The following is a 21,850-nucleotide window of genomic DNA, read 5'->3' as shown; positions in this document are numbered from 1 at the left end:
GGCGATCATGTTAACTTCCGTCCATCGTCCAGACCGACGGGCCGCGTTGCGATGCGCGCCCGCATGCCTACCCATGCGACATTTCCTGCTCGGCTGGCTGCTCGCCGCCCTCGTATCGGCCGCCCACGCGGCCGTCCCCGCCCCGGCCGCCGCATCGGCCGCATCGGCCGCCTCGGGCGCAGTGCCCGCGCTGACGCCGCAACAGGCGCAGCAGGCCCTCTCCGTTCTGCAAAACCCGCGCGAGCGCGACCAGGTCGAAACGACGTTGCGCGCGATCGCGGCCGTCGGCGTGCTCAGCACGCCCGTGCTCCCGGCGAGCGCCGCGGCGCCGGCCAGCGCGGCATCGGTTGCCGCCGCCCCCGCCGCGCTCACGACGAACGGGCTGGCGTCGATGCTCGTCCGGCAGGGATCACGCTGGGCCGGTGAAATCGGCGGCGCGCTGAACGAATCGCTGCGCTCGCTGCTCGACGTCGGCTCGGTCGGCAACTGGTGGCACGAGCGGCTCGTGCGCGCCGACGAACGTGCCGATCTCACGCGCGCGTTCCTGATCATCCTCGCCGTGCTCGTACCCGCGTTCGTCGTCGAATGGGTCGCGAAGCGGCTGCTGCGGCGCGCGCTGGCCGCCCTGAGCGCGCGCCGCGCCGAATCGTCGCGCCGGGCCGAAGCCGACGCGCCGGACCCCGAGCCGCCCGGGCCCGACGACACCGCTTCCATGCAGGAGCCGGCCGCCTCCGCTGCGAGGGCCGACGGTACCGAGACGCCCGATACGTCATCGCAAGGCCGCGGCCACGCACGGCGCCATACCACGCTGCTGCGCCGCATGCCGCGCGCGCTGGTCAGCCTCGCACTGCGGGTCGCACCGCTGCTGGTGTTCGTCGGCGTCGCGAGCCTGACGATGTCGGTGCTCGACGGCGCCGGCACGCCGACCGAAACCGCACTCGAATCGCTGATCGACATCTACGTGATCTGCCGCCTCGTGACGATCGTCAGCCGGCTGTTCTTCCAGCCCGATGCGCGGCAACTGCGGCTGCTGCACATCAGCGACGCATGGGCCGCGTTCGCGCAGCGCTCGATCGCGCGGATCGTGATCGTCGTCGGCGCGTGCACGGCCGCGATCGAGATCGCCGCGAGCTTCGGCCTCAGCGACGCCGGCCACGTCGCGCTGCTGAAGGCCGTCGCGCTCGTCGGCCACTTGATGATCTCGGCGCTGATCCTGCGGTGCCGCCAGCCGGTCGCCGCGCGCATCCGCGCGGCCGGCGACGATCGGCCTGCCTTCGCGATGATCGGCAATGCGCTCGCCGACGCGTGGGCACCCGTGTCGGTGTTCGTCGTGATGGCGTTGTGGTTCGTATGGGCGCTCGACGTCCACAACGGCTACCGCGTGCTGATCACGCTCGGCGGCCGCTCGATCGCCGTGATGATCGGCATGCGGATCGTGTCGATCGTCGTGTTCGGCGCGCTCGCGCGGGTGTTCCAGCGCCGCGACGACGATCGCACGCTCGTCCACCTCCACGCATACCGCTACTACCCGCTGGTGCGCCAGATCGTGTCGGCGGTGATCGCCGTCGTGACCATCGTGCTGCTGCTGCAGACCTGGGGCGTGCCGATCTTCCACGCGTTCGAGACCGGCACGATCGGCCATCGGCTCGCGTCGGCGCTGATCACGATCGCGATTGCAGCAGTCGTCGCGCTGATCGTCTGGGAAGCCGCAAATATCTCGATAGAGCGCCGCCTGCAGCAGTGGACACGCGAAGGCAACCTCGTGCGCGCGGCGCGGTTGCGCACGCTGCTGCCGATGCTGCGCTCGCTGCTGTTCATCATGATCGCGCTCGTTGTCGTGCTGACCGGCCTCAGCGAAATCGGCGTGAACATCGGTCCGCTGCTCGCCGGCGCCAGCATCTTCGGCGTCGCGCTCGGCTTCGGCTCGCAGAAGCTCGTGCAGGACTTCATCACCGGGATCTTCCTGCTGATGGAGAACGCGATGCAGGTGGGCGACTGGGTCACGCTCGCCGGCGTATCCGGCACGGTCGAATACCTGTCGATCCGCACCGTGCGGCTGCGTGCGGGCGACGGATCGCTGTACACGATCCCGTTCAGCTCGGTGACGACCGTCAACAACACGAATCGCGGGCTCGGCAACGCGGCCGTCAAGGTCAGCATCGCCTACGGCCAGGACATCGATCGCGCGATCGCGACGCTGAAGGAGATCGGCGCCGCGTTGCGCGACGACCCGAATTACCAGGACGGCATCCTCTCGGATTTCAGCTACTGGGGCATCGACCAGGTCGACGGCGCGGCGATCGCGCTGGCAGGACAGATCCAGTGCAAGGACTCGGCGCGCTGGGGCGTGCAGCGCGAATTCAACCGGCGGATCGCGGTGCTGTTCCACGAACGCGGGATCCGGATCGCGAATCCGCAGCGCAGCCTCGTCGCATATGACCAAGGTTTGCCACGCGGGCAACGCGGTGACGGCATCGATAGCGCCAGCGACGATGGCGCCGATACGGCCGCCGGGCCGCCAACGCCGGGCAATCCGGCACGCAGGCCGGCAACGAACTGATACGGGCTCAGCGCGACGCTGATGGATCAGCGCTATCGCGCCGGCGTCGCATCGATGATCGACCTGCTCGATACGCAGCGCGAAGCGCTCGCGGCGCAACCGAACGTGATCGCCGGGCAAGCCGAGCTGATCAAGGATTACGTGTCGCTGCAGAAGAGCCTCGGGCTCGGATGGCAGACGAACGCGGGTTGATGCACGGCCGGGGGTAGACGGCGCCCCGGTGCCGATCCTGCGTCCCGACCAAGCGGGCTGACCACCCACCCCGACGCCGCGGCGCAGACCACCGCGTACGGGGTCGAACAACGAACCCGGCGCGATGGCTCGCGCCATCGAACCGGTTCGTCAGACAAAACCCGCCTGCCACATCCCCCTTCGCCTCCCTCCGCACTCCATCCGCCTTCCCGGTTATTTCGCCGTCTCCATCGAATCTCCATCTTTCCGCATAAAAGACGCCAACCAAGCGCCGCAAACTCCAGCCCGTCAAAGCAGGCAGTGGGCTGCCTGCGCTTCCTGGAGTCGTAATGAAGAATCAACAACGATGCCGCTACGGCGCCGTCTGCGCGCTGACGGCGGCCCTGCTGGCGGGTTGCGGACCCGCGGAGCAGCAGGCCGCCGCGCCGGCCACCGCGGTCGCGGCGATGACGCTGACCGCCACACGCCTCGACGTGACCGAGGATCTGCCGGGCCGCGTCGCGGCCGTGCGGATCGCTGAAATCCGGCCGCAGGTCAGCGGCATCGTCCAACGCCGTCTGTTCGAGCAAGGCACCGAAGTGCGCGCCGGCCAGCCGCTGTTCCAGATCAATCCCGCGCCGTTCAAGGCCGACATGGACACGGCCGCCGCATCGCTGCAGCGCGCGCAGACCGCGCTCGAACGCGCGAAGGTGCAGACGGCGCGCTTCAAGCCGCTCGTCGAGGCCGACGCGATCAGCCGCCAGGTGTACGACGACGCGGTGTCGCAACGCGACCAGGCCGCCGCCGACGTCGCGCAGGCCCGCGCGACGCTCGCGCGACGCCGGCTCGACCTGAAATTCGCGACCGTCGAAGCGCCGATCGCCGGCCGCATCGACCAGGCGCTCGTGACCGAAGGCGCGCTGGTGTCGAGCACCGACAGCCAGCCGATGGCGCGCATCCAGCAGATCGACCAGGTCTACGTCGACGTACGCCAGCCGGCCGCGTCGCTCGACGCGCTGCGCGGCGCGCTCGCGGGCCAGCCGCATGCGTCGGACAGCAACGGCCTGCCGGTCGACGTGCTGCGCGACGACGACACGCGCTACGACGTGAAGGGCCGCATGCTGTTCTCCGGCGTCAACGTCGATCCGGGCACCGGCGACGTGCTGCTGCGCGTGCTGGTCGACAACCCGAAACGCCAGCTGCTGCCGGGCATGTACGTGCGCGCCCGCATTCCGCGCGCGCACTACGCGAACGCGGTGACGGTGCCGCAGCAGGCCGTCGTCCGCGCCGGCGGCAAGCCGCAGGTGTGGGTGCTCGATGCGAAGGGCACCGCGCATCTGAAGGCCGTCGAGGTCGGCGAGCTGACGAACCGCAGCTACCGCATCAAGTCGGGCCTGCAGGCCGGCCAGAAGATCGTCGTCGAAGGGATGGAACGCCTGGTCGACGGCGCGTCGGCCGCCGCCACCGACTGGAAGTCGCCTGACGCGGCCGCCACCGCGTCCGCGCTCTGAGTCACGAGGAGCCTCCAGTCATGGCTGAATTCTTTATCCGCCGCCCGGTCTTTGCGTGGGTGATCGCCCTCTTCATCATCCTGATGGGGCTGATCGCGATCCCGCAACTGCCGGTCGCGCGCTACCCGTCGGTCGCGCCGCCGTCCGTCACGATCACCGCGAGCTACCCGGGCGCCACGCCGCAGACGATGAACGACGGCGTACTGAGCCTGATCGAGCGCGAACTGTCCGGCGTCAAGAACCTGCTGTACTTCGAATCGTCGGCCGATACGTCCGGCTCCGCGCAGATCGCCGTGACGTTCAAGCCCGGCACCCATCCGGAGATGGCGCAGGTCGACGTGCAGAACAAGATCAAGTCTGTCGAGCCGCGCCTGCCCGCGGCCGTGCGCCAGAACGGGCTGATCGTCGAATCCGCGTCGTCCGGCTTCCTGATGCTGATCGGCCTGCGCTCCGACAACGGCCGCTTCGACGAAGGGGCGCTCGCCGATTACATGGCGCGCAGCGTTGCCGAGGAGTTGCGGCGAATCGACGGCGTTGGGCGTGTACTGCAGTTCGGCTCCGAACGCGCGATGCGCATCTGGGTCGATCCGCAGAAGCTGATCGATTTCGGTCTGTCGATGAGCGACCTGACGACCGCGATCGGCCAGCAGAACGTGCAGATCGCGCCGGGCAGCCTCGGCGCGCTGCCTGCGCTGCCGGGCCAGCGCGTGACCGTGCCGCTCACCGCGCAGGGCCAGCTCACGACGCCGGAAGCGTTCGCGAAGGTCGTGCTGCGCGCGAACGCGGACGGCTCGAAGGTCGTGCTCGGCGACGTCGCGCGCGTCGAACTCGGCTCGCAGAACTACATGTTCGTGAGCCGCGAGAACAACAAGGCGGCCACCCTCGCCGGCGTGCAGCTCGCGCCGGGCGCCAACGCGGTGAAGACCGCGGACGCGATCCGCGCGCGCATGGCCGAGCTGAGCAAGTCGATGCCGTCGGGCATGACCTACTCGATTCCGCTCGACACGTCGCCGTTCGTGAAGATCTCGATCGAGAAGGTGATCGCCACGCTGTTCGAGGCGATGGTGCTCGTGTTCCTCGTGATGTACCTGTTCCTGCAGAACGTGCGCTATACGCTGATCCCGGCCATCGTCGCGCCGGTCGCGATGCTCGGCACGTTTTCGGTGATGCTGCTGACCGGCTTCTCGATCAACGTGCTGACGATGTTCGGGATGGTGCTCGCGATCGGCATCATCGTCGACGATGCGATTGTCGTGGTCGAGAACGTCGAGCGCCTGATGGCCGAGGAAGGCCTGTCGCCGAAGGCGGCCACGTCGAAGGCGATGAAGGAAATCACCGGCGCGATCATCGGCATCACGCTGGTGCTCACCGCAGTATTCATCCCGATGGCGATGGCGAGCGGCTCGGTCGGCGTGATCTACAAGCAGTTCACGCTGTCGATGGCCGTGTCGATCCTGTTCTCGGCGCTGCTGGCGCTGACGCTCACGCCGGCCCTGTGCGCGACGATGCTCAAGCCGCTCGAACCGGGCCACCACGAAAAGCGCGGCTTCTTCGGCTGGTTCAACCGCCGCTTCGAGCACCTGACGGCGTGGTACGAAGCGCGCGTCGGCCGCCTGGTCGGCCGCACGGGCCGCGTGATGCTGGTGTTCGTCGCGATCTCCGGCGCACTGGTGTTCGGCTTCCGCAGCCTGCCGTCGTCGTTTCTGCCGGACGAGGACCAGGGCTACTTCATCACCAGCTTTCTGCTGCCCGCAGACGCTACCGCCGAGCGTACGCATGACGTGGTCGAAACGCTGGAGAAGCATCTTGCTTCGCGTCCGGCAATCCAGTCGAGCATTTCCGTGATCGGTTACGGCTTCTCCGGGCAAGGTTCGAACGCGGCGATCAACTGGTCCGTGATGAAGGACTGGAAAGACCGCGGCGGCGCGTCGACCATCGAGGAAGGCATGCTCGCGCAACGAGCGATGACCGGCGTGACCGAAGGCATGGTGATGAGCCTGCTGCCGCCGGCGATCGACGAACTCGGCAACAGCTCGGGCTTCTCGATGCGTCTGGAAGACCGCGCGAATCAGGGCAATGCGGCGCTCAAGGCGGCTGAAGCGAAGCTGCTCGAACTCGCCGCGCAGAGCAAGATCGTGACCGGCGTGTATCCGGACAGCCTGCCGGCCGGCACGAGTATCCGACTCGAAATCGACCGTGCGAAGGCGCAGGCGCTCGGCGTGTCGTTCACGACCCTCAGCGACACGCTTTCCACCGCGATGGGTTCGACCTACGTGAACGACTTCCCGAACGCGGGCCGCATGCAGCAGGTGATCATCCAGGCCGACGCACCCGCGCGCATGCAGATCGACAACGTGATGAAGCTGTACGTGCGCAACGCGGCCGGCGGCATGGTGCCGCTGTCCGAAGTGGTGCGCCCCGTGTGGACGGACACGCCGCTGCAGATGGTGCGCTTCAAGGGCTACCCGTCCGCGCGCATCTCCGGCAACGCGGCGCCCGGCCAGTCGAGCGGCGCGGCGATGGCCGAAATGGAACGTCTCGCCGCGCAACTGCCGCCCGGCTTCGCGGTCGAGTGGACCGGCCAGTCGCTGCAGGAACGCCAGTCGGCATCGCAGGCGCCGATGCTGATGGCGCTGTCGATGATCGTCGTGTTCCTGGTGCTGGCCGCGCTGTACGAAAGCTGGTCGATCCCGCTGTCGGTGATGCTGGTGGTGCCGCTTGGCCTGCTCGGCGCGATCGGCGCGGTGCTGCTGCGCGGCTTGCCGAACGACGTGTTCTTCAAGGTCGGGATGATCACGGTGATCGGCCTGTCCGCGAAGAACGCGATCCTGATCGTCGAATTCGCGAAGCAGTTGCGCGGGGAAGGCAAGGGACTGATCGAGGCGGCCGTCGAAGCGTCGAAGCTGCGCCTGCGCCCGATCCTGATGACGTCGCTCGCGTTCGGCCTCGGCGTGGTGCCGCTGATGATCGCGACCGGCGCGAGCGCCGAAACGCAGCACGCGATCGGCACCGGCGTGTTCGGCGGCATGGTGACCGCCACCGTGCTGGCGATTTTCTTCGTTCCGGTGTTCTTCGTGTTCGTGATGAGCATCCAGGAACGCATCGGAGCATGGCGCGCCGGGCGCCGGAAGTCCGACGCTCTGCATAACGAACAACAAGGTTGATGCCATGCGATTGCTTATTCTTTCCGCTGCGATTTCCGCCGCCCTCGCGCTGTCCGCCTGCTCGCTGACGCCCGCGCTGGTGAAACCCGCGATGCCGGTGCCGACCGCCTATACGGCCGCCGCTGCCGCCGACCTGCACGCGAACGCGGCCGATCTCGGCTGGCGCACGATGTTCGGCGATCGGTGCCTGCAGCGCCTGATCGAGGTCGCGCTGCGGAACAATCGCGACCTGCGGCTGGCCGCGCTGAACGTCGAGGCCGCCGAAGCGCAGTACGGCATTCAGCGCTCGGCGCGCCTGCCGTCGATCGACGCCGGCGCCCGCTTCACGCGCCAGCGCACCGCGGCCGATACGCAGTCGAATCCGCCGCTGCTCGAATCGACGCAGAACCAGTACGGCGTCAACGTCGGGATCAGCGCGTTCGAGATCGACCTGTTCGGCCGCGTGAAGTCGCTGTCGGACGCGGCCTTCGCCCGCTACCTCGCGACCGATCACGGCCGCCGCGCGGTGCAGATCTCGCTCGTCGGCGCCGTGGCGGACGCGTACTTCGCGGAGCGCCTCGCACAGGAGCAGCGTGCGCTCGCCGAGCGCACGCTCGGCGACTGGCAGCAGTCGCTCGATCTCGCGCGCCGCCTGAAGGACGCGCACCAGGCGAGCGGCGTCGACATCGCGCAGGCAGAGGGCCAGGTCGCGAGCGCGACCGCCGATCTCGAAGCGCGCACGCGCGCCGTCGAGCAGGCGCGCAACGCGCTGCGCCTGCTGCTCGGCAGCGAGCCGCCGGAGGATCTGCCGGAGCCGCTGCCGCTCGAGCAGCAACCGGTGACGACGCAACTGCCGGCCGGCCTGCCGTCGGAATTGCTGTTCCGCCGGCCGGACATCCAGCAGGCCGAACAGAACCTCGTCGCGGCCAATGCCGACATCGGCGCGGCGCGCGCCGCCTTCTTTCCACGGCTGTCTCTGACATCGTCGATCGGCTTCCTGAGCCCGGCGATGGGCAGCCTGTTCGCCGGCGGTCAGAACGTGTGGAGCTTCGCGCCGCAGGTCACCGTCCCGATTTTTCAAGGCGGCCGGCTGCGGTCGGAACTGCGTCTCGCGGAAGTGCGCAAGTCGAGTGCCGTCGCCGAATACGAGCGCGCGATCCAGACCGCGTTCCGCGAAGTCGCCGACGGCATCGCCGGACGCGAGACCTTCGGCCGACAGATCGAAGCGCAGACGCGCGTGGTCGCATCGGCCGAGCGCCGCACCGACCTGTCGAACCTGCGCTACCGCGCGGGCGTCGACGGGCGGCTGGAACTGCTCGACTCGCAACGCCAGCTCTACGCGGCGCGGCAGGCCTTGCTCGACCTGCGCCGCAGCGAACTGGCCAATGCCGTCGCACTCTACAAGGCGCTCGGCGGCGGGCTGACGGATACCGACGTCGCGCCGTCGACCAACGTGGCGCTGCAACGATGAGCGCGCTGATCCTGATTGCGGAGGACGAACCCGACATCTCGGACGTCCTCGACGCGTACCTGACGCACGACGGCTTTCGCACCTACCGCGTCGGCAACGGGCAGGCCGTTCTCGACGTGCAGCCGCACCTGGTGCCCGACCTGATCCTGCTCGACGTCAAGCTGCCGGGCCGGAACGGCTGGAACGTGCTGGCCGAACTGCGACGGCGCTGCACGACGCCGGTCGTCGTCACGGCATTCGACCGGGACATCGACAGGCTGCAGGCACTGGGCGCGGGCGCGGACGACTACATCGTGAAGCCGTTCGACCCGGCCGAGGTGGTCGCACGCCTGCGCGCGATCCTGCGTCGCGCGCGCACGCCGTCGGCCGCGCGGCGCGACGCGTGACACGTGACCGGAGCAGCCGGTGCCTGCGACTCGAATGTTTCCTCCACAACCATTCGCTCATTACGAATCGATTCGTCGATTATCCGACGCGCCGATCCGCCATTACACCCAGCAGCGTCGTCGAAAATTACAAACGCCTTATGTCTTTTCAAGTTCAACTCACCTTATCCCATTTAATTTTGTTTCATATAATCAGAAAAAGTTTGACATCGAACTTTCGTTCTTGATACCGTCCGACTCAAGCAGTCTGACGAATTGCCAACCACGCAATCAATTCCGCTCGACGCATTTCGCTTCCGCCGCACCGAAGTTCTCGCCGCCGACTACCTCTTCTTCGGTCGGCGCATGCAACATCCCGATGCACTTCATTGGGCAGCTGCCGTCCGGCAGCAGGCCGAAGGACCGAACCGAATGAGCAGGACACCGAAATTGTTGCTCTAGTCATCCCGCCTGCATCGAGCCTGCCGGCGCGGCCGATCCGCATCGCGGCGCAGCGCCTCCGCTACCAGCATTCCAGCATTTCGCCCCCGGAGGATCACCACCCTTCCGGATCGGGTGAAAGGCCCCGTCGCGTCCGCGCCATCCGCGCGAGCGCGGCGGATATCGGCGGCGCACGATCCGCGCCGCTGTCGACCGTTGTTGTTCGTGCCGTTCGATGTTCAACCGGAGGGGTAATTCAACATGAATCAGGTTGCAGACAAGAAACAAAAACACATTCGCATCGTCAAGCTCGCCCTCGCCGCCGCGGCAGCCGCTTCGTTCGGCATGGCGACCGTCCATGCCGCACCGGCCGCCGGCTGGACGGAAACTCGCACCAAGGGATTCCTGCCGCTCGTCCAGCAGGGTGAAAGCACCAGTACCGCCGGCGCGCCGGCGGCCAGCACCGCCGCCGCTGCCGCGGCTGCCACCGAGATGGCGCCCGGCGAATCCGTCGACATCGTGCTCGGGCTGAACCTGCGCAACGAAGCGCAACTCGACCAGTACCTGCACGACCTGCATACGCCCGGCTCGCCGCACTACAAGCAGTTCCTCACATCGGCGCAGTTCGCCGCGCAGTACGCACCGACCGGCCAGCAGGTCGCCTCCGTCGTCGCACACCTGCGCAAGGCCGGCTTCGTCAACATCGTGGTCGCGCCGAACCGCCTGCTCGTGTCCGCCTCCGGCACCGCGGCAACGGTCAAGTCGGCGTTCCGCACGACGCTCAAGCGCTTCACGCGCAACGGCCGCAGCGTCTACGCGAACACCGATGCCGCGCAGGTGCCGAACGCGATCGGCGGCATCGTCGGCGCCGTGCTGGGCCTGCAGAACGTCGAGCTCATGCATACCGGCGCGGGAAGCAAGCCGCAAGGCAACACCAGCAACCTGACGATCCCCGCGGGTGCATCCGCGGTGCCGCACAACCCGACGGAATTCTCGACGCTCTATGGCGGCGACGGCACGCCGACGGCCTCGCAGACCACGGTCGGCATCATCTCCGAAGGCGACCTGTCGCAGACGGTCAGCGACCTCAACACGTTCGCCGCGAACAACGGCCTCGGCACGATCAGCAGCAGCATCGTGCAGACGGGGCCGTCAGGCAGTTCGTACACCGATACATCCGGCACCGTCGAATGGAACCTCGATAGCCAGTCGATCGTCGGCGCCGCCGGCGGCAGCGTGAAGCAGGTCGTGTTCTATGCGGCACCGTCGATGACGCTCACCGCGATCACCGCCGCGTACAACAAGGCGGTGAGCGACAACGTCGCGAAGGTCATCAACGTGTCGCTCGGCGTATGCGAATCGTCCGCATACAGCACCGGCTCGCAGACGACCGACGACACCATCTTCAAGCAGGCCGTCGCGCAGGGGCAGACCTTCTCCGTGTCCGCCGGCGACCACGGCGCGTACGAATGCGCGAGCGGTACGCCGTCGCGCTCGACCTACACGGTGAGCGAGCCCGCGACGTCGCCGTACGTGATCGCGGTGGGTGGCACGACGCTGTTCACCAATACGTCGACCAACGCGTACAACAGCGAAATCGTGTGGAACGATCCGAGCTGGCAGCCGGGCACCGTGTGGGCGACGGGCGGCGGCTACAGCAAGTACGAAACCGCGCCGTCATGGCAATCGTCGACCCTCACCGGGTCGACCAGGCGCGCGCTACCGGACGTCGGCTTCGACGCCGACCTGCGCACCGGCGCGATCCTCGTGATGAACGGGCAGACGTCCGACACGCTGTGGGGCTCGGGCTACCTGAACAACGAAGGCGGCACGAGCCTCGCCGCGCCGATCTTCACCGGCATCTGGGCGCGGCTGCAATCGGCGAACAACAACGCGCTCGGCTTCCCCGCGTCGAGCATCTACAAGTACTTCCCGACCAACGCGGCCCTGCTGCACGACGTGACGTCCGGCAACAACGGCAGCGGCACGTACGGCTACAAGGCGAAGGCCGGCTGGGACGCGACGACGGGCTTCGGCAGCGTGAACATCGCGAAGCTGAACACGTTCATCCAGAGCACGCCGGATTTCGCGCGATGAGCGGTGCGGTTCCGGGTGCGGGTTGCTTCGCGCCCGGAACCGTGTTCACGGCAAGGCGCGCGTCGGTGCCCGATCGACGATGCATGTCGGCGCACGCCGCCCGCGGTGGTCGCGGGCAAGCGGCTCACAGCTGCGACTCGATCGGAAACAAGCCGAGAAACCACACTTCCATGCGCCGCGCGGCCGACACTTCCGGTTCGTGATCGAGCTCGGTCACCTTCCCGTCCGCGTCGGTCTGAATCCACTTGAGCCGCCCCTTTCCGGCCGGATCGGTCCTCGATTCGACTCGCCACGCGATTCGATCGAGCCGCGGCTCCAGGTCCATCGCGACTTCGGACGCAATCGCCGGACTCTCGCAGTAAACGCCGATCTCGGTGTTGAGGTTCAGCGAGCGCGGATCGAGATTCATCGACCCGATGAAGATGCTCTTGCGATCGAACACATACGTCTTCGCATGCAGCGACGCACGCGACGAACCGATGATGACCTGCTTCGAGATGCTCTTGTCGCCGGACGGGCGCCGCTCGTAAAGCCGGACGCCGGCCTCGACGAGATCGCGCCGATAGCGCCGGTAGCCGGCATGCACGGCCGCGACATCGGTCGACGCGAGCGAGTTGGTCAGGATCGTCACGCGCACGCCGCGCGCCGTCAGCGCGTGCAGGCGTTCGACCATGTCCTTGCCCGGCACGAAGTACGGCGACACGATCAGCAGTTCGTGCTCGGGCCGCAACGCGAGTGCGCGCAGTTGCGGCATCAGGTGCCCGTCGCTGTCCTTCGGCGAGCGTGCAATCTTCGCCGGATCGTCGTACAGGACCGTCGCCTCCCCCCATGACAGCTCGGTGCCCTGCCCGTGCACGATCTGGTCGAGCCTTTGCCGCGCCTCGAGCACGTAAGGATTGTCCTCCATCGCCCGCAGGTAGTCGCGCAGCCGTTCGCGCTCCCGGTCGAGGCCGCCCGGCGCCGCGTCGTGCCCGACCAGCGCATCGACCGGATACGCATACGGAGAATTCCAGAACGTATCGAATTCGGTCGAGATGTCGTTCACGACGGGGCCGTGCACGACCACGTCGAGATCGCCGAACTCGAGCATCGACGACGCGCCGAAGTACTCGTCGCCGATATTGCGGCCGCCGACGATCGCCGCCTGGTTGTCCGCGATCATTGCCTTGTTGTGCATGCGCCGGTTGACGCGCGAGAACTCGAGCACCGTGCCGATCTTCTTCAAGTGGCGCGTCGCGACCGGATTGAAAAGCCTGATCTCGATGTTCGGATGCGAACTGATCTCGAGCAGCTTGCGGTCGTCCGCGTTCGTGCCGAGATCGTCGAGCAGCGCGCGCACGCGGACCCCGCGATCGGCCGCACGGATGATCGAATCCGCGAGCTCGTGTCCGGTCAGGTCGTCGTGCCAGATGTAGTATTGAAGGTCCAGCGAGCGGTCCGCGCGATCGGCAAGCAGCACGCGCGCATCGAGCGCATCGACGGGATCGCGCAGCAGATGAAACGCGTCCTGCCCCGGATGGGCGGCGGCCTGCTGGCGGAACGCGATGCCGAGGCGCGTGTTTTCGGTATCGGTGAATGCGTGCGTCGGCGCGCGGCCGGCCTGCGGTGGCAGGCTCGCGCACGCGGCAAGCATCAGCAACGCGAGAATCGCACCCCACGAACGCAGCATGATCATGATGGCCGCCCCCACTGTCGGGCCAAGTCGGTGTGTGTTTGTTCTGGCTGCCGGACGGAGCGCGGCACTGGCCTGCGGTTCGCGCGTTCGACGAATCTCGAGCGTGCGCGCCGGTCGCGCTACAGCATACTTCGATTGATATCGGGACGGCACGCGCTCCGTGTTTCCCCGGTGGCGGCGATACGACATGCGATGCCGGTGCGAACGCGTTCAACACGTTCGACACATTCGGGCGGCACGTAAAAGAAAAACCCGCGAAGCCTTGCGGCATCGCGGGTTTCGCGGCTTCCCCGGATAACCCTGGAAGCGAATCTGGTGGGCCCCCCGGGAGTCGAACCCGGCACCAACGAATTATGAGTTCGCTGCTCTAACCAAGCATGAGCTAGGGGCCCAGATGAGAAGCAACGCGTGCTGCACGCAGCCCCGGCAACGAAGCCGGGCCGGCATTGTAACAATAAAGCCGCTAAGGAGGACAAACGCCACCGGCATCACGCGGATACCGGCGGCGTTCGCAAGTGAGACGCTGGAAATCAGTTCCCTTCGAGGAACGACTTCAGCTTGTCGGAACGGCTCGGGTGACGCAGCTTGCGCAGCGCCTTGGCCTCGATCTGACGGATCCGCTCGCGGGTGACGTCGAACTGCTTGCCGACTTCCTCGAGCGTGTGATCGGTGCTCATCTCGATACCGAAGCGCATCCGCAGCACCTTCGCCTCACGCGGCGTCAGCGAATCGAGCACGTCCTTCACGACGTCGCGCATGCTTGCATGCAGCGCGGCATCCGCCGGCGCGACCGTGTTGTTGTCCTCGATGAAGTCGCCGAGATGGGAATCGTCGTCGTCGCCGATCGGCGTTTCCATCGAGATCGGCTCCTTCGCGATCTTCATGATCTTGCGGATCTTGTCTTCCGGCATCTCCATCTTCTCGGCGAGCGTTGCCGGATCCGGCTCGAGACCGGTTTCCTGCAGGATCTGCCGCGAGATGCGGTTCATCTTGTTGATCGTCTCGATCATGTGAACCGGAATACGGATCGTGCGCGCCTGGTCCGCGATCGAACGCGTGATGGCCTGGCGGATCCACCACGTCGCATAGGTCGAGAACTTGTAGCCACGACGGTATTCGAACTTGTCCACCGCCTTCATCAGGCCGATGTTGCCTTCCTGGATCAGGTCGAGGAACTGCAGGCCGCGGTTCGTGTACTTCTTCGCGATCGAGATCACGAGACGCAGGTTCGCCTCGGTCATTTCACGCTTCGCCTGACGCGCCTTCAGTTCGCCGGCCGCCATCTGGCGGTTGGTTTCCTTCAGGTCCTTCAGCGGCAGCACGACGCGCGCCTGCAGGTCGATCAGGCGCTGCTGCTGTTCGCGGATCGCCGGAACGTTACGCGACAGCACCGCGCTGTACGCATGACCTTCCGCCGTGATCTTCTCGGCCCAGTCGAGATCCGTCTCGCTGCCCGGGAAGCGCGCGATGAATTCCGAACGCGGCATGCCGCACTTGTCGACGACGATGTGCAGGATCTGACGCTCGACCTGACGCACTTCATCCACTTGCGCACGCAGCGTGTCGCACAGACGCTCGACGGTACGCGCGGTGAAGCGGATCGTCATCAGCTCGGTCTGGATCGTTTCCTGCGCCTTCAGGTAGGACTTCGACTTGTAGCCTTCCTTCTCGAACGCGCGGCGCATCTTGTCGAACCACTCGCTGATCTGCGAGAACTTGTCGAGCGATGCGCGCTTGAGGGCTTCGAGCTGGGCGGCGTTGGCCGACGCCTGCGCGGCACCGTCATCCTCCTCCTCTTCCTCTTCTTCCTCTTCCTCTTCGGCTTCCTCGTCCTCGTTCTCGATCGCTTCCGCTTCCTTCGCCGAGAAACCGTCCGTATCGGCGGAGTCCGAAGCATTCGGATCGAGCAGGCCGTCGACGAGCTCGTCGACGCGGATCTCTTCGTTCGCGACGCGCTCGGCCATTGCGAGGATGTCGGCGATCGTCGTCGGGCACGCGGAAATTGCCATCACCATGTGGCGCAGGCCGTCCTCGATCCGCTTCGCGATCTCGATTTCGCCTTCGCGCGTGAGCAGCTCGACCGTACCCATCTCGCGCATGTACATCCGGACCGGATCCGTCGTGCGACCGAACTCCGAATCGACGGTCGACAGCGCGACTTCCGCCTCCTCTTCAACTTCATCGTCCGACGACGCGGCCGGCGCGTTGTCGTTCAGGAGCAGCGTTTCCGCGTCCGGCGCCTGCTCGTAAACCGCCACGCCCATGTCGTTGAACGTGCCGATGATGCCCTCGAGGGCTTCGGTCTCGGTGAAGTTGTCCGGCAGGTGGTCGTTGATTTCGGCATACGTGAGGAAGCCGCGCTCCTTGCCGAGCTTGATCAGCGCGCGCAACTTCACACGGCGCTCTTCGAGCTCCTCGGCCGTGCCGGGCGTGCTCGTCGCGAACGCTTCCTTCAGCAGCGCCTTCTCCTTGGCGCGACGATCGCGCACCTTGGATTTGCCCGGGGCAGCCACGGCTGCGGGCTGCTCGTCGCTCTGATTTGCGTCGTCATCGACGGATACTTCGTTCAGCTTTTTGGTCATGGAGTTCGCCGTACCGGCTATATCGACTCGCGGCTGCTGGACGACAGCCGTTTGAACCGTGGGTGCATGAGTAGTACGTACTGCCGTTTCGTCCGCGGCGGCAGTCGTGTCCCTTGCGCTTTTCGCACTTGCCCGCTTCGCCGCCGGCTTGGCCGGCCCGGAGTCGGGTCTGGCGGCAGCCCGTGTTCTGGCTGCCGACGCCGGCGCAGCCTGAGCAGTGCCGGCCGCGGTCTTCTTTCCCGCAGGGGCTGACGTGACTGAAGACGTTGTCCTGGTGGAAGAAGCAGACTTGGCCGCTGTGACCTTCGTGGTCGGCTCCGTCGAGCCCTTGCCTGCTGCTTTCTTTCCGCCTGTCGTCTTTGCCATCGCGATTCTCGCCTCTGCTTGGAAAACAAACCGCTGGAAACCTTATATTATAGCACGCTGGCGCGCCCTCTCTTGGCGCCCCGGCCGCCTACAGCCCGAGCCGACGTTTCATGTCGGTTCGCTGCTGGTTCAATTCCGTCAATTCGGCCAATTCCTCGGGTGTGAAGGTGGATTGCCGCGCCAGCCGATCAAGCCGGTCGCAGCAGGCGTCATAGCGCATCTTGAGCACCGCGGCCTGCAATTCCTCCCCCGCGATCCGTTCCTGTTCACGCTGCCGCTCGGGCACCGTCTCGTCCTCCGGATTCTGTAATAGCAAATCGCGGACGTTTTCATCATAGTCCAGAATTTCGCGGAAGATTTCCTCGTAAGTCGCCCCGTTCGAGGACGTCCGCAGGACATCCGACAGCAGCCGAAACTCCGCGCCGTCGCCCAGCGCACGCGCATGCTCGACGACTTCGGCGAACAGTTCGCCGATTCGCGGCAGCGCGCGCAGGGTCGCAAGCTGTTCGTCGTCGAGCTGCGACGCGATCCGCGGATGCATCACGAGCGTACGCAACGCGCGCTTTTCGCTGTCCGTCACGCGCCGTCGCTCGCTGCGCGCGGGCGCCTGGCGCGCTGGCGCCGCGATGCGCGCATCGACGTCCGACAGCCCCGCGACTTCCTCGAACGGGATATCGAGACGGTCGGCGAACATATGCATGATCTGAGCGCGCAACGCGTTCGCCGGCAGCGCCTGCAACAGCGGCTTCGCGTCGAACAGCGCTTTCGCGCGACCTTCCGGCTGATCGAGCGCCTTGCCGGCAATTGCTTCGTTCAACAGAAATTGTGACAGCGGCATCGCGCGCTCGACCTGCTCGGAGAACGCGTCCGCACCGAATTCGCGGACATAGCTGTCCGGATCGTGTTCGGACGGCAGGAAAAGGAATCGGATCGTGCGGTTGTCCGCCGCATGCGGCAGGCACGCCTCGAGCGCGCGCCGCGCCGCGCGCCGGCCGGCCGAATCGCCGTCGAAGCTGAAAATGACCGTGTCGGTCTGGCGCAGCAACTTCTGTACGTGGATCGGCGTGCATGCCGTGCCGAGCGTCGCGACCGCGTTCGGGAAGCCGAGCTGCGCGAGCGCGACGACGTCCATGTAGCCTTCGACGACCAGCACGTACTTGCGCTCGCGGATCGCGAGGCGCGCCTCGAACAGCCCGTACAGTTCGCTGCCCTTGTTGAACAGCGGCGTTTCGGGCGAATTCAGGTATTTCGGCTCGCCGCTTCCGAGCACGCGGCCGCCGAACCCGATCACCTGCCCCTTCACGTTGCGGATCGGGAACATGATCCGCTCGCGGAACCGATCGTAGCGGCGCGCGACGCCTTGCGCGTCGGTCTTCTCGCTGACGATCACGAGCCCCGATTCGACGAGCGAGTCGTCGCGGTAGTCCGGGAACGCGGTTTCGAGGTTCTGCCAGCCGTCCGGTGCATAGCCGAGCCCGAAGCGCGCAGCGATCTCGCCGGTCAGGCCCCGGTTTTTCAAGTACTGGATCGCGACGGTCGCGCCACGCAATTGCTTGCGGTAGTAGTCGCACGCGGCGGACATCACGTCGGACAGCGCGGTCGCCACCGATTTCGACACCGGCGCGGGATAATCGCCGCCGCCCCCAACGCCTCCGCCGCGCATCGACGGTTCGTGCGGCACGGTCAGCCCGACCGATTGCGCGAGCTCCTGCACGGCTTCCGGGAACGTGAGCCCCGCATGCTCCATCAGGAAGCCGATCGCCGTGCCGTGCGCACCGCAGCCGAAGCAGTGATAGAACTGCTTGGTCGGGCTGACGGTAAACGACGGGCTCTTCTCGTTGTGGAACGGGCACAACCCCATGAAGTTGGCGCCGCCCTTCTTGAGCTGCACATACCGGCCCACCACGTCGACGATATCGACGCGGTTCAGCAAGTCCTGCAGGAACGAATGCGGAATCACCGTGGGATCAAGCGAAAAAAGACAATACGACGCCCCGGCGCACGCGCATGCGACGCGCCGGGACGCGGGTTTTACTTCGACAGCGCGGCCTTGACCTGCGCGGAAACGGCCGTCATGTCGGCGCGGCCGGCGAGCTTGCCCTTCAGCACGCCCATCACCTTGCCCATGTCCTGCGGGCCGGCTGCACCGGTTGCCGCGACCGCGGCCTGAACCTCGGCGGCCACTTCGGCGTCCGACAGTTGCGTGGGCATGTAGGCGCCCAGCACCGTCAGTTCGGCCTGTTCCTTCGCGACGAGATCGTCGCGGCCGGCGGCCTGGAACTGGCTGATCGAGTCCTTGCGCTGCTTGATCATCTTGTCGATCACCGCGGTGATGCCCGCGTCGTCGAGGGTCACCCGATCATCGACCTCGCGCTGCTTGATCGCGGCCATCAGCAGGCGAATCGTCGCCAGACGCTCGCTTTCCTTCGCGCGCATCGCGGCCTTCATGTCTTCGCTGATCTGCTCTTTCAAACTCATCTTGCACCCGGGATGGAAACGTGACTTCGACGCCCGCGATCGGGCGTCAACACAAAAACCCGCTTGGGACTAAGTCTCAAGCGGGTTGCTCGAATCCGGCATCGGCGACTCGCGGCCCCGGATCGAGGCCGATCGTGCGGAGGTCGCCGGTGCGCCGCTCGGTGAATCGCGCGGCGCTCACTCGTTCAGTACAGCTTCTTCGGCAGCGTCTGGCTGCGAATCCGCTTGTAATGACGCTTCACCGCTGCAGCCTTCTTGCGCTTGCGCTCGGCGGTCGGCTTCTCGTAAAACTCCCGCGCACGAAGCTCGGTCAGCAGACCGTTCTTCTCGATCGTGCGCTTGAACCGGCGCATGGCGACTTCGAACGGCTCGTTTTCTTTAACGCGAATGATCGTCATGATCCGACACGAATAAAGGTTTGCAGGGAAGATTTACGAGTATAGCAGAGCGTCGTGCAAAGACATAAGGGCCGGGTCCCGTCAACGGCGGGCCCGCCCGGCCGTGTCAGGCGCAGCGCGAGAACTCCGCCGCCGCCTGCCCGGCCGCCGTGCCGGACGCCCACGCCCACTGGAAGTTGTAGCCGCCGAGCCAGCCCGTCACGTCCACCGCCTCGCCGATGAAGAACAGCCCCGGCACCCGCGCGCTCATCATCGTCGCCGATGACAGTTCACGCGTATCGACGCCGCCTTTCGTCACCTCGGCCTTCTTGTAGCCCTCGGTGCCGTTCGGCGTCAGCGTCCAGCCGGACAGCGCGTCGCCGATCTGGCGCAGCGTCTTGTCGGGCAGGTCCGCGAGCCGCGCGTCGGCCGCGACACGGTGCGTGTCGAGCCAGACGTGCGCGAGGCGCGACGGCACCCAGTCCGCGAGCAGCGAGCCGATCTGGCGCTTCGACGTGCGCTTCGCGTCGAGCAGGTCGGCCACCGCGTCACGCTGCGGCAGCAGGTCGATACGGATCGGGTCGCCGGACTGCCAGTAGCTGGAGATCTGCAGGATGCCGGGGCCCGACAGACCACGATGGGTCAGCAGCAGGTCCTCGACGAATTCGCCGCCGCGCTTCTTGTCGCCGGTCGACACGCGCACTTCGAGCGACACGCCGGACAGCGCCGCGAATGGCTCCCAGTCCTGCTGTGCAAAGGTGAGCGGCACGAGCGCGGGCCGCGTATCGACGAGCTTGTGGCCAAACTGCTTCGCGAGCCGGTAGCCGAAGTCGGTCGCGCCGATCTTCGGGATCGACAGGCCGCCGGTGGCGACGATCAGCGCGCGCGCGTGGATCGGACCCGCCTGCTGCGTGTCGAGCGTAAAGCCGTCGGCCGGCGCGTGGCGCACCGCGTCGACGACCACCGGCCGGCGCCAGGCAATGCCGCCCGCGTCGCACTCGTGCTTCAGCACGTCGATGACCGCATCGCTGCCGTGATCGCAAAAGAGTTGTCCCTTGTGCTTCTCGTGCCAGGTCACGTGATGCCGCTTGAGCAGCCCGAGGAAGTCGCGCGGCGTGTAGCGCGCGAGCGCCGAGCGCGCGAAATGCGGATTCGACGACAGGTAGTTGTCGGGGCCCGCGTAGAGATTCGTGAAGTTGCAGCGGCCGCCGCCCGAGATGCGGATTTTCTCGGCGAGCCGCGGCGCGTGGTCGATCAGCACCACGCGGCGGCCGAGTTGCCCGGCGACCGCGGCGCTCATCATCCCGGCGGCGCCCGCGCCGATCACGGCGATGTCATAAGTTTCCATGGCGCGGATTGTACCTGCCCGACCGCGCGCCCGGGCCGACCCCGGCGGCGGCCGGCCGCCGCCTGCTATAATTTATGGTTACGTTTACCTTCGTGTGGCGAGCTCGGTGCAGCACGCCCCCGCCCCTACCCATGCTCGTTCTCGGCATCGAAAGCTCCTGCGACGAAACCGGCCTCGCGCTCTACGACACGCAGCGCGGCCTGCTCGCGCACGCGCTCCATTCGCAGATCGCGATGCACCGCGAATACGGCGGCGTCGTGCCCGAGCTCGCGTCGCGCGACCACATCCGCCGCGCGCTGCCGTTGCTCGAGGAAGTCATGGCGCAAAGCGGCACGCGCCGCGACGACATCGACGCTATCGCGTTCACGCAAGGCCCCGGCCTCGCCGGCGCACTGCTGGTCGGCGCGAGCATCGCGAATGCGCTCGCGCTCGCGTGGAACAAGCCGACCGTCGGCATCCATCACCTCGAAGGCCACCTGCTGTCGCCGCTGCTCGTCGACGAGCCGCCGCCGTTCCCGTTCATCGCGCTGCTGGTGTCGGGCGGCCATACGCAACTGATGCGCGTGACCGACGTGGGTGTGTACGAGACGCTCGGCGAAACGCTCGACGACGCGGCCGGCGAAGCGTTCGACAAGACGGCGAAGCTGATCGGCCTCGGCTATCCGGGCGGCCCGGAAGTGTCGAAGCTCGCCGAAACAGGCACGCCGGGCGCGGTCGTGCTGCCGCGCCCGATGCTGCATTCGGGCGATCTCGACTTCAGCTTCAGCGGCCTGAAGACGGCCGTGCTCACGCAGATGAAGAAGTTCGAAGCGGCGAAGCTGGAGGGCGAGGCGCTCGAGCGCGCGAAGGCCGATCTCGCGCGCGGCTTCGTCGACGCGGCCGTCGACGTGCTGGTCGCGAAGTCGCTCGCCGCGCTCAAGAAGACGAAGCTCAAGCGCCTCGTGGTCGCGGGCGGCGTCGGTGCGAACCGCCAGTTGCGCGCGGCATTGTCGGCCGCCGCGGCCAAGCGCGGCTTCGACGTGCACTATCCGGATCTCGCGCTTTGCACCGACAACGGCGCGATGATCGCGCTCGCCGGCGCATTGCGGCTCGGCCGCTGGCCCGAGCAGGCGAATGCCGACTACGCGTTCACGGTGAAGCCGCGCTGGGATCTCGCGTCGCTCGCACGCTGAGTCGCGCAGCGCGACATCCTGCGCGCCGGCACACACCGGCAAACGAGAAGGCCGCTCGATCGAGCGGCCTTTGTTCGCTGCAGCGGCAAGAAC

General features: G+C 66.8%; 12 protein-coding genes, 1 tRNA gene and 2 pseudogenes. 8 read left to right on the top strand and 7 right to left on the bottom strand.

Features of this window, described 5'->3' with window-relative positions:
- Positions 1-73: 73 nt before the first annotated feature.
- The 7 genes and pseudogenes from DIE06_RS02090 to DIE06_RS02060 all read left to right on the top strand — a co-directional run bounded on the left by DIE06_RS02090 (position 74) and on the right by DIE06_RS02060 (position 11,759).
- Positions 74-2,560, top strand: a complete 2,487-nt coding sequence (locus DIE06_RS02090; protein WP_124659930.1) for a mechanosensitive ion channel family protein — start codon at positions 74-76, stop codon at positions 2,558-2,560.
- A gap of 9 nt (positions 2,561-2,569) precedes the next feature.
- Positions 2,570-2,752: pseudogene (locus DIE06_RS02085) on the top strand (TolC family protein); the annotation flags it as partial.
- Positions 2,753-3,081: 329 nt separating this feature from the next.
- On the top strand, positions 3,082-4,242 hold the full coding sequence (locus tag DIE06_RS02080) for an efflux RND transporter periplasmic adaptor subunit (RefSeq protein WP_124659929.1): 1,161 nt from the start codon (positions 3,082-3,084) through the stop codon (positions 4,240-4,242).
- A gap of 20 nt (positions 4,243-4,262) precedes the next feature.
- Entirely contained in the window at positions 4,263-7,406 is a 3,144-nt protein-coding gene (locus tag DIE06_RS02075; protein WP_124659928.1) for a multidrug efflux RND transporter permease subunit, read from the top strand.
- 4 nt (positions 7,407-7,410) lie between these two features.
- Positions 7,411-8,856, top strand: a complete 1,446-nt coding sequence (locus DIE06_RS02070) for an efflux transporter outer membrane subunit (RefSeq protein WP_124659927.1) — start codon at positions 7,411-7,413, stop codon at positions 8,854-8,856.
- A pseudogene (locus DIE06_RS02065) lies at positions 8,853-9,230 on the top strand (response regulator transcription factor); the annotation flags it as partial. The gene DIE06_RS02070 and the pseudogene DIE06_RS02065, both read left to right, overlap by 4 nt.
- Before the next feature lie 693 nt (positions 9,231-9,923).
- Positions 9,924-11,759, top strand: a complete 1,836-nt coding sequence (locus DIE06_RS02060) for a protease pro-enzyme activation domain-containing protein (protein ID WP_124659926.1) — start codon at positions 9,924-9,926, stop codon at positions 11,757-11,759.
- A 124-nt stretch (positions 11,760-11,883) separates the two neighbouring features.
- Here DIE06_RS02060 and DIE06_RS02055 read toward each other — a convergent pair whose 3' ends face one another.
- The 7 genes from DIE06_RS02055 to DIE06_RS02020 all read right to left on the bottom strand — a co-directional run bounded on the left by DIE06_RS02055 (position 11,884) and on the right by DIE06_RS02020 (position 20,585).
- Positions 11,884-13,434 carry a phospholipase D family protein gene (locus tag DIE06_RS02055; RefSeq protein WP_124659925.1) on the bottom strand — a complete coding sequence of 517 codons (1,551 nt, stop codon included), beginning with the start codon at positions 13,432-13,434 and terminating at the stop codon, positions 11,884-11,886.
- Between the two features lie 313 nt (positions 13,435-13,747).
- Positions 13,748-13,826 (bottom strand) — tRNA-Ile (locus DIE06_RS02045).
- A 138-nt stretch (positions 13,827-13,964) separates the two neighbouring features.
- Positions 13,965-16,382 (bottom strand): RNA polymerase sigma factor RpoD, encoded by a 2,418-nt coding sequence (gene rpoD / locus DIE06_RS02040; protein WP_124659924.1) that lies wholly within the window; start codon positions 16,380-16,382, stop codon positions 13,965-13,967.
- A gap of 88 nt (positions 16,383-16,470) precedes the next feature.
- Positions 16,471-18,342 (bottom strand): DNA primase, encoded by a 1,872-nt coding sequence (gene dnaG / locus DIE06_RS02035; protein ID WP_124611818.1) that lies wholly within the window; start codon positions 18,340-18,342, stop codon positions 16,471-16,473.
- 71 nt (positions 18,343-18,413) lie between these two features.
- On the bottom strand, positions 18,414-18,860 hold the full coding sequence (locus tag DIE06_RS02030; protein WP_124611819.1) for a GatB/YqeY domain-containing protein: 447 nt from the start codon (positions 18,858-18,860) through the stop codon (positions 18,414-18,416).
- A gap of 185 nt (positions 18,861-19,045) precedes the next feature.
- Positions 19,046-19,258 carry a 30S ribosomal protein S21 gene (rpsU, locus tag DIE06_RS02025; RefSeq protein ID WP_006479415.1) on the bottom strand — a complete coding sequence of 71 codons (213 nt, stop codon included), beginning with the start codon at positions 19,256-19,258 and terminating at the stop codon, positions 19,046-19,048.
- A 106-nt stretch (positions 19,259-19,364) separates the two neighbouring features.
- Positions 19,365-20,585, bottom strand: a complete 1,221-nt coding sequence (locus DIE06_RS02020; protein WP_124659923.1) for an NAD(P)/FAD-dependent oxidoreductase — start codon at positions 20,583-20,585, stop codon at positions 19,365-19,367.
- Between the two features lie 131 nt (positions 20,586-20,716).
- On the opposite strand from DIE06_RS02020, the gene tsaD reads away from it, so the two are divergent.
- Positions 20,717-21,757: a tRNA (adenosine(37)-N6)-threonylcarbamoyltransferase complex transferase subunit TsaD gene (gene tsaD, locus DIE06_RS02015; RefSeq protein ID WP_124659922.1), complete on the top strand. Its 1,041-nt coding sequence runs from the start codon at positions 20,717-20,719 to the stop codon at positions 21,755-21,757.
- Positions 21,758-21,850 lie beyond the last annotated feature (93 nt).

The sequence above is a fragment of the Burkholderia sp. Bp8998 genome, from assembly GCF_003854235.1.
Lineage (GTDB): Bacteria > Pseudomonadota > Gammaproteobacteria > Burkholderiales > Burkholderiaceae > Burkholderia.
The sequence above is the reverse complement of the archived record's forward strand: the minus strand, read 5'-3'. Positions and strand labels throughout refer to the sequence as shown.